12 protein-coding genes are annotated in these 13,872 nt (G+C 67.7%); 3 read left to right on the top strand and 9 right to left on the bottom strand.

Features of this window, described 5'->3' with window-relative positions; all coding sequences use genetic code 11:
- The 3 genes from RIN18_RS16480 to RIN18_RS16490 form a co-directional block, all read left to right on the top strand.
- Positions 1 to 1,291, top strand: a 1,291-nt coding sequence (locus RIN18_RS16480) for a family 43 glycosylhydrolase (protein WP_309105076.1), incomplete at its 5' end; no start/stop codon positions are given.
- Between the two features lie 55 nt (positions 1,292 to 1,346).
- Complete coding sequence (locus RIN18_RS16485) at positions 1,347 to 2,357, top strand: SDR family oxidoreductase (RefSeq protein ID WP_309105077.1); 1,011 nt, start codon at positions 1,347 to 1,349, stop codon at positions 2,355 to 2,357.
- A gap of 46 nt (positions 2,358 to 2,403) precedes the next feature.
- The gene (locus tag RIN18_RS16490) at positions 2,404 to 3,603 is read left to right on the top strand and encodes a family 1 glycosylhydrolase (RefSeq protein ID WP_309105078.1); all 1,200 of its coding nucleotides are present in this window, start codon (positions 2,404 to 2,406) and stop codon (positions 3,601 to 3,603) included.
- 252 nt (positions 3,604 to 3,855) lie between these two features.
- Here RIN18_RS16490 and RIN18_RS16495 read toward each other — a convergent pair whose 3' ends face one another.
- The 9 genes from RIN18_RS16495 to RIN18_RS16535 all read right to left on the bottom strand — a co-directional run bounded on the left by RIN18_RS16495 (position 3,856) and on the right by RIN18_RS16535 (position 13,596).
- Positions 3,856 to 4,437, bottom strand: a complete 582-nt coding sequence (locus tag RIN18_RS16495) for a dihydrofolate reductase family protein (RefSeq protein WP_309105079.1) — start codon at positions 4,435 to 4,437, stop codon at positions 3,856 to 3,858.
- A gap of 66 nt (positions 4,438 to 4,503) precedes the next feature.
- Entirely contained in the window at positions 4,504 to 5,325 is an 822-nt protein-coding gene (locus tag RIN18_RS16500; protein ID WP_309105080.1) for a helix-turn-helix domain-containing protein, read from the bottom strand.
- Positions 5,326 to 5,451: 126 nt separating this feature from the next.
- On the bottom strand, positions 5,452 to 6,024 hold the full coding sequence (locus RIN18_RS16505; RefSeq protein ID WP_309105081.1) for an AAA family ATPase: 573 nt from the start codon (positions 6,022 to 6,024) through the stop codon (positions 5,452 to 5,454).
- Between the two features lie 97 nt (positions 6,025 to 6,121).
- Positions 6,122 to 6,868, bottom strand: a complete 747-nt coding sequence (locus RIN18_RS16510; RefSeq protein ID WP_309105082.1) for an SGNH/GDSL hydrolase family protein — start codon at positions 6,866 to 6,868, stop codon at positions 6,122 to 6,124.
- A 1-nt stretch (position 6,869) separates the two neighbouring features.
- Positions 6,870 to 8,036, bottom strand: a complete 1,167-nt coding sequence (locus tag RIN18_RS16515; protein ID WP_309105083.1) for a DUF4185 domain-containing protein — start codon at positions 8,034 to 8,036, stop codon at positions 6,870 to 6,872.
- A 346-nt stretch (positions 8,037 to 8,382) separates the two neighbouring features.
- A complete protein-coding gene (locus tag RIN18_RS16520; protein ID WP_309105084.1) occupies positions 8,383 to 10,575 on the bottom strand; it encodes a hypothetical protein in 2,193 nt (730 codons plus the stop codon).
- A gap of 51 nt (positions 10,576 to 10,626) precedes the next feature.
- Positions 10,627 to 11,439 carry a carbohydrate ABC transporter permease gene (locus tag RIN18_RS16525; protein ID WP_309105085.1) on the bottom strand — a complete coding sequence of 271 codons (813 nt, stop codon included), beginning with the start codon at positions 11,437 to 11,439 and terminating at the stop codon, positions 10,627 to 10,629.
- A gap of 1 nt (position 11,440) precedes the next feature.
- Positions 11,441 to 12,316: a sugar ABC transporter permease gene (locus RIN18_RS16530; protein ID WP_309105086.1), complete on the bottom strand. Its 876-nt coding sequence runs from the start codon at positions 12,314 to 12,316 to the stop codon at positions 11,441 to 11,443.
- 8 nt (positions 12,317 to 12,324) lie between these two features.
- Positions 12,325 to 13,596 carry an ABC transporter substrate-binding protein gene (locus RIN18_RS16535; RefSeq protein ID WP_309105087.1) on the bottom strand — a complete coding sequence of 424 codons (1,272 nt, stop codon included), beginning with the start codon at positions 13,594 to 13,596 and terminating at the stop codon, positions 12,325 to 12,327.
- Positions 13,597 to 13,872 lie beyond the last annotated feature (276 nt).

Consider the following 13,872-nt stretch of genomic DNA (forward strand, 5'->3'; position numbering starts at 1 on the left):
GCAACCGGGAATCGAAGGGGCCAGCAAGGGGATCTACGCGCCCACGCTCCGTCATCACGGGGATCGGTTCTACTTGATCACCACGAACATGAACGAGATCCGGCGCGGGCACCTCATCGTCCATTCCCCCGACCCGGAGGGCCCGTGGAGCGAGCCCGTCTACACGAGCGGGGCGATCGGTATCGACCCCGACCTGGCGTGGGATGACGACGGCACCTGTTACCTGACCTGGTGCGACGTCGTGCGTCACAGCATCAGCCAAGCCGTCGTCGACCCGCTCAGCGGCGAGATCCTGTCAGAGCCGAAGACGTTGTGGGCTGGTTCCGGTCTGGCCAACACCGAAGGACCGCACCTCCACCGCCGCGGCGAGTGGTGGTACCTGGTCGTCGCCGAGGGCGGAACGCACACCGGACACGGTGTCTCGGTCGCCCGATCGCGATCCATCTCGGGTCCGTTCGAGGGGCATCCTTCGAATCCGGTCTTCTCGCACCGCAGCACCGCACACCCGGTGCAGGCGACGGGACATGCCGACTTCGTCGAGCTGGTGGACGGCTCCTGGGCGGCCGTGCACCTCGGCATCCGCCTGCGAGGCACGTTTCCCCGCTTCCATGTCACGGGGCGCGAGACCTTCATCGTCGGCATCGACTGGGTCGACGACTGGCCCGTCTTCGACGAGGAGCGGTTCGCGGTCGAGCCGCAGGACACGGCGTTCGCGGACTCCTTCGACGGGCCGCTCCACCTGCGATGGGTCGGACCCGGCCAGGACCCGGCGGAGTTCGCGCAGACAGGGAGTGAAGGACTGTCTCTGCGCGCCGAACACGGCACGGCGACGTTGTGCACCCGTATCCGCGACCACGAGTGGTCGGCCCGAGCAGAGCTGACGGAGGGAGGGGGCGGACTCTCCGTCCGGATCGACGAGCAGCACTCCTTCGGGCTCGCGGTCGCCGGAGGTGATGTCGAGGTCGTGCAGGTCGTCGGTTCGACCCGCACCGTGCTCGCCTCCGCACCTGCAGCGGCCCCGTGCGAGCTGGTCCTGAGCGCGGAACCGGCCCCGCAACGAAGCTTCCGTGCCGGCCCTGACCGCCTGCGCGCCGGAGTCATCGAATCCGACGGCAGCACACGGTGGCTGGCGGGTGTGGATGGGCGTTACGTCTCCACCGAGGTCGCCGGAGGGTTCACCGGGCGCATGATGGCACTGGAGGCGGATGCCGGCGGTGCGACCTTCCGCTCCGTGCGCTACACGCCGGGACCGGTTCGGGACACGGCCCCCGCGACTTCACCGAGCGACTAGAAGCAGTACGACACCACGCCCCGGCCTCGGGGCGGGATACAAAGGAGATCGAGACATGTCGGAAAACAGCACTCTCACCGCTCAGAGCACCATCGCGCAGTGGCTCGACCACCCCGTCGGAGGCGAACTCGTCCGCGGTCTGCTCGCCCAGGCGGGCGTGGACGAGGACAAGCTGGCCCCCGTCCGCGGGCTGCCGCTGCAGCAACTGGTGGCGCTCAGCCAGGGCAGCATGCCGCAGGAGGTCATCGACGGCCTCGTGCTGCAGGCCAACGGCGGCGTCGCACCGACCGAGCAGGCGGATGCGGGGTGGCGCGAGGTCGTCACGTCGGGCCGCTTCGCGGGCAAGACCGTGATCGTCACCGGTGCCGCGTCCGGCATCGGACGCGCGACGGCCTCCCGTGTCGTGCGCGAGGGCGGACGCGTCGTGGCCGTGGACATCAGCGCAGAGCGCCTGGATGAGGTGCGGGCGGAGCTCGGCGAGAACCTCATCCCGGTCGCCGGCGACATCACGAAGCAGGAGTCGATCGACGCCATCATCGCGGCGGCGGGGGAGCGCATCGACGCTCTGGCGAACGTCGCCGGGATCAACGACGACTTCTCCCCTCTGCACGAGACCACCGACGCGATGTGGGACCGGGTCATCGGCGTCAACCTCACCGGTACCTTCAAGCTCACCCGCGCCGTGCTGCCGGCGATGCTGGCGGTCAGCGCGGGCTCGATCGTCAACGTCGCCTCCGAGGCGGCACTGCGGGGCGACGCCTCGGGCAACGCCTACACGGTGTCGAAGCACGGCGTGATCGGCCTGACTCGCTCGGCCGCCTTCATGTACGGCCCCGACGGCATCCGAGTCAACGCCATCGCTCCCGGCGGGGTGGCCACCGGCATCCCCTTCCCGCCGAACGTGTCCGCCGCAGGGTCGGCGCGGCTGCGGCCCTTCCAGGCGCAGATCCCCACGGTGGCGACCGCGGAGCAGCTGGCCGCCTCGATCACATTCCTGCTCTCGGACGACGGAGTGAACATCAACGGCGCCGTGCTGCCCTCCGACGGCGGCTGGTCGGTGCAGTAGAACGGGTCGCCCGGATAGACCGATGGATGAGCGAGAAGAGGACACGATGAAGACCTTCCCGAACGGCTTTCTGTGGGGCGCCTCCACGGCGCCGCATCAGACCGAGGGCAACAACGTCAACAGCGATTTCTGGGCGAACGAGGGTCGCTCCCCCGGCATGGAGTTCAGCGGCGACGCCACCGACAGCTATCACCGCTACCGCGAGGACATGCAACTGTTGGCGGATGCGGGACTGAACAGCTACCGGTTCGGTATCGAGTGGGCGCGCATCGAACCCCGCCCGGGGATGATCTCGCGCGCGGAGCTCGCGCACTACCGGCGGATGATCGACACCGCACTCGAGTTCGGGCTGACCCCGGTCGTGACGCTGCACCACTTCACTAACCCCAAGTGGTTCGCCGACGAGGGCGGATGGCTGGGAGCGGGCGCGGTCGACCGTTTCCGCTCCTATGTGAGCGCGGCGACCGACATCCTCGAGGGCGTGCCGTGGGTATGCACGATCAACGAGCCGAACATGTTCGCGATGATGACGGGCATGGCCCGGCTGCTCAGCGACCCGGAGGCACGGAAGAAGTGGACGAGTCCCACCGTCGAGGGGGAGCGCCGGCAGCTGCCCGCACCGGATCCCGAGATCGGCCGGATCCTGATCGACGCCCATCACGCCGTACGTGACATCGTTCGTGAGAACACCGGTGCGAAGGTCGGGTGGACGGTCGCGAACCGTGCCTTCGAGGTGCGGCCAGGGGCGGAGGAGAAGGCGGCGGAACTGTCCTACGTCTGGGAGGACCTCTACCTCGAGGCTGCTCGCGGCGACGACTTCGTCGGGGTGCAGTCGTATTCCGCCCAATGGGTGAACACCGACGGAATCGAGCCGTACCCGCCGCATCCTGACAACACTCTCGTGGGAACCGCCTATCGTCCCGACGCGCTCGGTATCGCGACGCGTCACGCCTGGGAGGTGACCGGCGGGGTGCCGATCCTCGTCACCGAGAACGGCATCGCTACGGGCGACGACACCCGCCGCATCGCCTACACGGATGCCGCGTTGCGCGCACTCGCGGACGCGATGAACCAGGGCATCGACGTGCGTGGATACCTGCACTGGTCGCTGCTCGACAACTTCGAGTGGGGCCACTGGGAGCCGACTTTCGGGCTCATCGCCGTCGACCGCGAGACGTTCGAGCGCACGCCCAAGCCGAGCCTCAGCTGGCTCGGTGAGGTGGCGAGGCGCAACGGGCTGGAGTGACGCGGCTCACTCATCGTGGAGCCTCCCGCTTGCTGCGAGCATCGGCGAGGGCGACCTCGAGGGCGCCCTCGTCCACTACATGAAGGACATGCCGCCGGATGGCTGGAGGGCGCGAGGCGGTCGCCCGCGGTCGTCCGAGCCGTTCCGGGTGCCGTTCACCGCAGCGTCGAGGGCGCGGATCACGTCTGGGACCCGACGGCGATGGCGAAGGAGATCGTCCGCTTCGTCATCGGCCGCGACGCCTGAGATCGTTCAGCGCCGCACCCGATAACGCAGGTGAAGGACCCGGTTGCCTTGGATCACCTCGACAGGATCCTCCAGCAGGTGCTGCTGCTGCGCTGATCCGAAGTACCGTTTGCCCGATCCGAACACGACGGGTACGACATCCATGCGCACCTCGTCGACGTGTCCCGCAGCGAACACCTGCCCGCCCACATCGCCGGCCGAGACCTCGACCGTGCGGTCGCCCGCGAGTTCGCGTGCCTTCGCCACGGCGGCTTCGATATCGCCCACGAAGTGGAACGGTGCCTCCGGGTCCCAACCCTCCGGCTTCGGCCGATGGGTCACGACGACGACGTGATCGACGCCGCCCGGAGGCTTCCCGTCCCAGCCGTCCGTCAGATCGAAGACGTGCCGCCCGACGATCGTCGCCCCGATCTCGTCCCAGTACGGCCGGGTGTAATCGAACGAAGCCTGCGACACCTTCAGCGCCCCGCTCTCGTCGAGCGGCACGTCGCCGCTGAGGAGCCAGTCGAACAGGGGTCCTGGCTGATCGTGGTCGTCGGCGATGTAGCCATCGACCGACACCGAGCTGTACATGACGACTTTTCCCATGGGGCTGCTCCTCTGCTGTGCTGCCCTCAGGTTAGGCGTCGCCCGCGCAGTACCTCTTGTAAGAAATCAATCCGCCGGCAACGGCCAGCTGTCGAGGGCGTGTCCGGGATTCTCGCGCAGGAACCGCTGGCGGATCTCGACGTAGCGCGTCGGCGTGAGCCCGGTGAACGCCCGGAACTCATGGCCGAAATGCGCCTGGTCGAAGTACCCGGCACGAACGGCGACGTCGGCCCAGTCGATCGGTGCGGTGAAGTCGATCTCGAACAGGGTGGCGGCGAGACGGCGGGTGCGGGCGAAGCGCTTCGGGGTGACGCCGATGATCTCCTTGAAGCGTTGCGTGAGATGGGTGCTGCTGACGCCCGCAGCCGTCGCCAGGTCGCTGATCGCCACCGTGCCGCCCGTCGCCACGATCGAACTGCTCGCATCGCGGACCAGGTCGAGTCCGGGGACGTCGCGCCGCAGGTGCAGCAATTCCTGTTCGAGCACCGACAGCATCGCCTGCGGATCGCGGGCGGCATCCAACCATTCCCGCAAGCGGGCGACGGCGCCTCGACCCCACACCTGCGCCAGCGTCGCCGGCCGGTCGCACAACTCGGCCACGGACATGGGCACGAACGGTGCCAGCCCCCATGGCTCGAGGTGCACCCCGACGGACCGCGTCCACGGCGGATAGGCGAACTCCAACGCCCGGGTCGGAGTCGAGACCACACATCCGTCGGCGAACTCCGACGCCGCGTCGTCGGTGCCTGCGCGGATGCGGAACGGCTCCCCGAGGTTGACGATGAGGAACGCCCCGGGCATGGGCGGCAGCAACAGCCGCGGGTACGGTGACGGGCCCTCCAGGTAGTAGAGGTCGTCGACCAGGCCGTCCAGAGGCGGTCCCGGCACTACCGACACGTACTCCACGCGCCCACAGTAGCGCTGCCTGCACCGCTCCTCGAGCGTGAAGCGCGTCCCCCTGCGACGGCCGACGACCACCTCTGCCTTATGACCGGCGTTACACGGCCACGCCCTTCACGGACAGACAGTGGGATCGGACAGAACGGCTTCACCCACCAGCGTCTCGAGCGTGACCAGCCGCTCGTCCGGAGCTCCGGTGATCTCCACCACCGTCAGTGCCTCGTCGATCACGTCGGGGTCATCGAGAAGCTCCAGGAGCACGTCGTTCATGGCCTCGCGGAGCTCCAGAAACTCGTCGGCGTCGACATGGATCGGGTCGCGCGGTGTCAGCGGCAGCACCACCAGCATGTCGACCGCGCGCAGCGCTTCGGCCGTACGGGCAGTGGCCCGCTCAAGGAACGCGTCGTCGAGGGGGCGGCCGGTGAGGTCGGCCAGGGCGAGCAGATAGGCCAGGAAGTCAAGCGGGCCACGCTCGGCGATGAGGCAGGGGCCGTTGTTCTGCGCTGCGAGGCGATCGGCGGCGATGCGCAGCTGAGACGCGAACAGTGCGGCAGACGCTGTTCCGCCTGCCTCGTCCACGAGCTCGAACGGGTCGGGCAAGACCGTGAACTTCGGATGCCGCAACGCGAAGTCCGAGATGAGGGTGCTCTTGCCGCTGGCATGGGTCCCCGAGACTACGATGCGCACGGGGTGAGGATACCGTGCGGCCGGAAAGCTCCGTCCATGGGGGAACGCACCCGGTGAGCACTATCGCCGCACACCTGCACGAGATCACGCCGCGCCATCAGCTGACGTCGAGCTCGGGCGGCCAGTGCGGATGCCGCGCCACGGCGACCCTCGCGGAAAGATCGGTCAGCACGCGAGACTGCGGCACGACGGCATCCAACCCCAGCGCCCGCGCGAGTTCCAGCGCGAGGGCTGCATGCCCGGCCGCACTCGGATGGAAGGCGTCGTCGAGCAGGCCCCACGGCTGACCCTCATTGCCGGGACCGGTGCCGGACGAGTACTCCGCGAACCGGGCGTACTGGTCGACGAGGATGACCTGCTCCCGCTCGGCGACCTCGCGGATCGCCTGGGCGAACTCGCCGATGCGTTCCCGGTCGGGAGCGTGGAGCAGGTCGGCGGCGGGCGGGGTCTGCAGCACCGGGATGGCGCCGAGCTTCCGCACCCGCCGGACGAACTCCGCGATCGACGCCTCGAACGCCGGCACCTCGATGATCGGATCGAGCCACACCGTCGTGCAGTCGTTGGTCCCGATCATCAGGGTGACGACGTCGGGCCGCCACTCGGCGACCCGACGCTCGAAGTCCTCGACGATCAGATCGGCCCGCCAGCCGGTGATCGCCGTGTTGATGACGACGTCCTGCACCCGGCCCAGGTCGCCGCGGATCAGCTCGTGCAGATGATCGACGTAGTTGCGCGCACCGCGGGTGTGGATGAGCCCGTGCGTGATCGAGTCACCCGTCATCACCCACGTCAGCGGTGCATCCGAGGCGATGATCTCGCGCAGGGCCGAAGCGTCGTCGGTCATCTCAGCCGGTCACCTGCAGCTTCACGTCGACGAAGCGCGGGCGGTAGATCGAGGCGTCGTCGTACACATCGCCGACATTGTCGAACGTGTTCACGTTGTACGTCACGAGAATCCCGTTGCCGGTGCGCAGATTCGGGTGCTCGTGGGCGTTGTACGTGAACACATCGGCGTCGCCGTAGCTGCCGAAGATGCCGGTCTCCGGCGTGCGGTACAGCTCGACCGGCTCGGTGAACGGCCCCATCGGCGAGCACGAGGTGCGTGCCACGATGCGGGTGCTGAAGATCTCGGAGGTGTCCTGCGTCACCAGGAGATAGCCGTCGCGGAACGGCGCGACGCTGAACTCGTTCGCCACATGGGGCGCCACCGGTACGGCATCTGTCTCGTCGCTCGACCAGCCGGTGCCGTCCCAGTACGTCCAGGTGCCGGCGATGCCGTCGTCGCCCTCGGCGCGAGCGAGGTGCGCTGAGCGCACGCCACCCGGGTCGGCGACGCCGTAGATGTAGGTGACGCCGTCTTCCTCGAGCGTCCAGGAGCCCCAGTTGATGCCGGTCGCCGACGGGGCGTCGGTGATCGACTGCAGCTGCAGCGTCTCGCCGTCGAGCGTCGCCAGGCGGTTGGCCACCCAGCGGAAGTCGAAGCTGCCGGTCCCGGTCTTCTCGAACTGCAGCAGCGGCACCTGCACCGTGCCGTTCGCTCCGGGCGTGGGGTCGCCGATCCAGTACCAGCGGCCGTCGGGCTCGGGCGGGATGATGCCGGCCGGAGCGTCGGGCGTGCCGCCGGTGATCGTCGAGAAGCCGCCCTTCTTGTCTTGCACGACGACCGAGTTGTTGACGAACGGCGAGTCGGTAGGCCGTGAGCCGTCGGGGTTCACGGTGCCGAGGAACGAGTCCGAGAAGAACCAGCCCGTGCTGTGCTTGCCGAACGGCATCGAGAACGTGCTGTCGCCGCCGGTCCACTCGCCGCCGGTGTTGGCGTAGGTGGTGAACTGCGTGGTGAGGTCTTCATTGATGGATGCCGTGGCGGTGAGGGTCTTGTCGACGAGCGAGCACTGGCCGGTGTTGCCGTTGCCTGTGCCTGCGGGGACTGCTGCGCTCGCCGGGGCGGCGATGAGTGCGCCTGCACAGAGGGATGCGGTGGCCAATCCTGCCGCGATGACTCTTCTTCTCATGTCGATCACTCCTTCGTGTTCGTGCGTGTTGGGTGTTGCTCTGTGTTGAGTTGATGTCGTGCGTCGTGCGTGCCTGTGCGGTGAGACACCACTCTCTGCGTGAGACTCACCGCCAGGCGTGGTGTCTCGCGCAGAAACTCCGGTTTCACGCGGAATCTGCCGCCTCAGTTCGCTCTGTCATGCCGTGAACTCGCCTTCGTTGGGGTTGGTCTTTCGCGCGTACGTGCCTGCTTCCGCGCCAGCCCGGCCCGCGAGAAACGTCTTGCTGCATGAGAAACGTCCGTGAACGACGTTTCTCATGCTGAAACTCCTGTCTCGGCAGACAGCGTCGCCGCGCACACGTTTCTCATGCTGAAACTCCTGTCTCGGCAGGGCGCGACGTCTCAACAACCGCGCCCGCCGCGTCGACGTCGTACACACGCCCGCCGACTCGCAGCCCGCGCAGCTTCGCCGAGGGGTCGAGCGCCGCGACGCATCCCGCCGCGCGAACAGACCCGTCCGTCGCCACAGTCACCCCGAACAGCGCCTCGATCACGAGTTCGATCCAGGCGCCCGACGACGAGCACGACCAGTCGATGATGTACGGCAACTGCGGCGGGGCCTTGCGTGCTCCGCCGTTGATGCCGGGCACGGCCTCCTCGACGAAGTGCGCCTGACCCATTGGGCCCTGGTTGGCAGTCCGCGACAGCCCCTCGACCCAGTCGGCCAACACTTCGGGCGCGCCGAGCGCCGCGAGCGCCCGCCCCGCATCGGCCGGCCACGCCGGGTAGGCACCGTTCCACTGGTGGTCAGGCCGCGGGCTGTAGCTGGCGTCCGGGTCCCACGGCGAGAGCGCCCGCATCCAGTTCTCGGTCTGCAGCTCGCGCTGGAAGAACTCGACCATCTCGGTGCGGATGCCGGGGGCGAGGTCTTCGGCAATGGTGGTGCCCACGATGCTGAAGTCGTAGCAGTGCCGCACCGGCAGCTGTGTGCCGTCGGGCTGCCCCGCAGAGAAGATGCCCTCGCCCGGCAGGTAGCGCTCGACGATCGACGGTAGCAGCGCATCGGCCGACGCCCGCAGCTCGGATGCCGCCTCCCCGTCGCCCTTCAGCTCGGCGAGCGAGGCCGCGGTGCGCATGCTCCACACGTTCGCGGCGTTCAGACTCGCGACCTCGTGCGTGTACGAGCTGACGCACTCGAGCAGGTTGTCGATCTCGCCGTAGTCCGCCAGCGGAGAGTCGCGGCGCAACTCTTTCCACGCCGTCGCCCACTGCAGCACCGACTGGGCGACCGTCTCATCGCCGACGACCTCATCGAGAAAGCCGGTGTCGCCGGTGAAGCGCACGTAGTCGTGCACGAGCCGGGTCATCGCGTAGTCGTTCACCGAGTACCAGCGCCCGACCGGACCGCCGGTGAGAGACGAGGTGCCGAAGTGCGAGTGGATGTCGAGCGAGATCCAGTGCCTCACCTGGTTCCGCATCTCTGCCGGGTCGAGCAGCGCGTGGCTGACCGAGCTGAGGCTGTAGTCCCAGATGAAGGTCGTCGTGCCCCAGTAGTTCGGCATGAGGGTGTCGTACGAGCGGCCGAGCACGTTGCCGGCGAAGTCGCGCCGGAACCAGATGAGCCCGAGCGCCGCCCACCAGTACAGCCGCCGCAACGGTTCGGATGCCGTCTCGAGCACCGGCAGGGAACCCGAGAACTCGCCGTTCCCCGGCGTGAAGGCCGCCACCAGCTGCCGGTTCCAGAACTCCTCGGCCGCCGCCACGGCCGCGGGAACATCCGCAGCGACAGCCGCATACGAAGCCCCGGCATCCTCCGACGAAAGCCCGACCGCCTGCACGTAACCGACCCGAGCCGTGCCGCCCGCGGCGACACCGAGCGCGACCGAGAGCTCGCCGCCCCGCCCGTTCCCGCCGATTCCGACATCGAACGAATCCTCCGGCGCCGAAACACCCGAACCACCGGCATCCGACGACGCGACACCCGCCGATGACCCCGCCACTCCGCTCAGCACCGCAGACCCGCCGACCAGTCCCTGCACGCTCCACGCGGCAGCATCCGTCGATGAGAACACCAGGCGCTCGCCGTCGACGGCAGCAGCATCCCGCTCCGATGGCGATTCGGCATCCAACCACGCAGAGGCCGACCGCGTCACCCGCGCCGCCGCTGAGAGCCTGAGCCGCACCACGCGATCCACCGGTCCGGTGTTCGTCACGGCGATGTCGATGGCCACCGCGGTCTGCCCCGGCACGCACACCGTCGTCGTCTCGATCGAGAGCCCGTCGACCACAGCCCGCCGCACCACCCGATCCGGCCGCCAAGAATGCGTGACCGGCACCCCGTACGACGCGAACAGCCGCCCGTCGACGAAGAGCACCGCGGTCTGCGTGAGCCCCTGCGAGAGCGGCGGGAACTGCACGGCGCTGAGCGCCGTCAGGTCGTGGTCGACCCGCACCGTGCCGAGCATGTTGGTCAGCCCCGACGGCGCGATCATGTCGTCGTAGTGGTGGGTGACCGGGTCGGCGGCGAGGTCGGCGACGGTGGGGATCGACGGGAGCATGATGCCTTTCAGAACCGGGGCGAGGGGTCGGGGCAAAAGGGTCGGGGGTGGTCAGTACTGGCCGAGAGCCAGTCCCTTGGCGAAGAAGCGCTGGGTGCACAGGAACAGCACGACGGTCGGCAGCGAGACGAGCACGGCCGCGGCGAGCACGACCGACATCTGCGCTCCGCCGTAGGTGCTCTGCATGCCCGAGAGGGTGGTGATGATCGGGCGGATGTCGTCGGACTGGCTGAGGGTGAGGCCGAGCAGCAGGTCGTTCCAGACGAACGTCGCCTGCAGGATGAAGATCGCAACCAGCGCGCTCGACGCCATCGGCAGATACATGCGGCTGAAGATGCGCCACGTGGTGGCGCCGTCGAGCACCGCCGCCTCGAAGACGTTGTGCGCGACCCCGGTGAAGAAGTTGCGCATCACGAACGCCGAGAACGGGATCGAGATCACCGTGTAGATGATGACCATGCCGACCCGGGTGTCGAACAGGCCGATGCGCGAGTACGAGTCGAACAGCGGCAGCAGCACCATCTGCAGCGGGAACACCGTGCCGCCGAAGATCACGACGAACCACAGGAAGCCGCGCTTGAGGCGCAGGGCGACGATCGCGAAGCCGGCCGCCGCGCCCACGAGCACGGCGATGGTGGGCGAGACGATCGAGTAGATGAGGGTGCTGACGATGCTGCTGCCGAGGCCCGAGAGTTCGAAGGCGTCGGCGAAGTTCGCGAACAGGTGGAAGTCGGTGGGGATCCACGACTGCTTCGACGTGAAGGTCAGCGGGTCCTTCATCGCGTTCACGATGAGCAGGTAGGCGGGCAGCATCCAGATGATACCGAGGATGATGAGGATGCCGGTGCGGATGATCTTTGACATGTCACATCTCGTTCTTCGGTGAGAGCTGCTGGCGCAGGTACAGCACCGACGCGACCAGGGTGATGACGGTGAGGAACACGGCGATCGCCGAGCCCAGGCCGTAGTCGCTGTTGACGAAGGTCTCCTTGTACATCGTCAGGGCGAGGGTCTCCGACACGGTGCCAGGCCCGCCCTTGGTCATGCCCCAGACGATGTCGAAGGTCTTCAGGCTCGCGACGATCGAGAGTCCGACGACGACGGCGGTGAGCGGCCGCAGCATCGGCCAGAGGATGCTGGTGAACAGGCGCACCCCGCCGGCGCCGTCGATGCGCGCGGCCTCGAGCGGCTCTTTCGGGATGGCCTGCAGGCCGATGGTGAACAGCAGTGCGTTCACGCCGACGCCCTGCCACGACGAGGCGATGATCATCACGACGGTGTTGAGCGGAGCATCCAGCAGCCACCGCGGCGGGTCGATGATGCCGAACGCCGCGAGCGCCTGGTCGAGCGCGCCGCCGGAGGAGAGGATGAACGACCAGACCACGCCGACGCCGATGCCGGAGAGGGCGTAGGGGATGAGGAAGGGAAGGCGCAGCCAGATGCCGCCGCGAAGGTTCCAGGTGAGCAGCGCGATCGTGAGCCCGATGCCGACCGGCACGATCAGGGTGCCGATCACCCACAGCACGGTGTTCCACGCCGAGCCCACGAAGTCGCCGTCGGTGAACATCTCGACGTAGTTGTCGAGCCCGATCCAGTCGGGGCTGCCGAGGCCGTTGTACTCCGTGAAGCTGAGGAACACCGTCCACAGCAGCGGCAGGTAGAGCAGGACCGCCACCAGGATCACGCCCGGGGCGATGAAGCCCCGGGCGGACCACTGGTACTGCGTCTTCTGGTGCGCCATCCGCCCCGTTACTCCTGCTCTGCCCAGTACTCGTCTGCGGTGGCCTGGATCTTCTCGAGGTACGGCATCGGGTCGCCGGGGTTGGCGTTGAAGGCGCCGAACTGCTCGATCGCGGTGGTGACGATCTCGGTCGGCATGGCCTCGAAGAACCGGTCGTAGAGCATGTAGTCGTCACCGGCGATCTGCTCGCCGATCTCGGCAAGAGCGGGGTCGGCGACCTCGGTCTTCGGGTTGAAGGCCACGTCTCCGTGTGCTTCGTTCCATGCGGTCTGCGCCTCGGGAGACATCCACCACTCGGCGTAGGCGAGACCGAGGTCACGCTGCTTCGAGCTCTCGGCGGTGCAGAGCGGGCCCGACTCGACGGCCACCGGGGTGGCGTCGAGGCCATCGCTGACGGCAGGGATGGCGAACATGCCGTAGTCGTCGGTGGTCATGCCGGCGCCTTCGAGGTTGCCGGCGAAGAAGGTGCCGAAGTTGATCATCGCGTAGTCACCCTGCTTGAGGCCGACGGCGGGATCGGTGGTGCTGCCGGCGTCGCTGAACCAGCCCTTCTCGTGCTCTTCGAGCCAGACGTTCATGATGTCGACGATCTCGGGGTCGGTGTACTTCACCTCGCCGGTGGTGAGACCTTCGTAGAGCGCCGGGTCGGTCGAGGCGACGAGGTGCTGGAACCACTGGAAGGTGAACAGCACGCTGGTCTGGTAGTACGGGGTGACGCCGGCGGCCTTCAGGGTCTCGGCCGCGGTGTTCAGCTCGTCCCAGCTGGTGGGCACCTCGACGCCGTTGTCGGCGAAGGCGGCCTTGTTGTAGAACATGATCCAGTAGGCGATGTTCATCGGCACGCAGTACTGCTTGTCGTCGTAGGTGTAGCTGTCGCGCAGGTCTTCGCTCACCCAGCCCTCGTCGACGGCCTTCGTCCAGATGTCGGTCGTCTCGGCGACGAGGCCCTCGTCGACGAGCTGCTTGAGCGAGTCGCCGGTGTGCCAGGTGAACAGCCCCGGCGACTTCGCCGTGCGGAACGACTGCTTGATGAACGCGTCGTACTGGTTCGCGTCGGAGTAGCCGGTGGTCTTCAGCGTGATGTCGACGTCGTCGCCACTCGTGGTGTTGAGGGATTCGAAGTCGGGCTTCCACGCGGCCTTGTCGGTGTAGAAGTCGAGCGTGCCGGTGACATCGCCGTCTCCGCCCGAACCGCCCGAGCCGCCGGAACAACCGGCGAGGGCCATTCCGCCGATGATCAGACCGGCCGCAGCGGCGGCGATCTTGCGTCGCGAGATCATGAGAACTCCTTCGTTCAATTGGTATCGTTACCAGAAACCTGGGTTCACGCTACCAAGGTGATGGATGCGGTGCAAGAGGCTCCATCGGTGGAGACTCCGTGGGTGCTGCGTGCTGTGTTCAGTTGTCGCTCGTGCGGGAGCCCCGCACGTACGCCTTGACGGTGGCGAAGCGTTCGCTCGCCGAGTGCTCGGTGCGCTCGATCCGGTACGCGCCGACGGATGCCGGGACGATGAACGTCTCGGCGTAGTGGATGACGAAGGGCTCGAACGCTCCGG

This window comes from Microbacterium sp., from assembly GCF_031179285.1.
Taxonomy (GTDB): Bacteria; Actinomycetota; Actinomycetes; order Actinomycetales; family Microbacteriaceae; genus Microbacterium.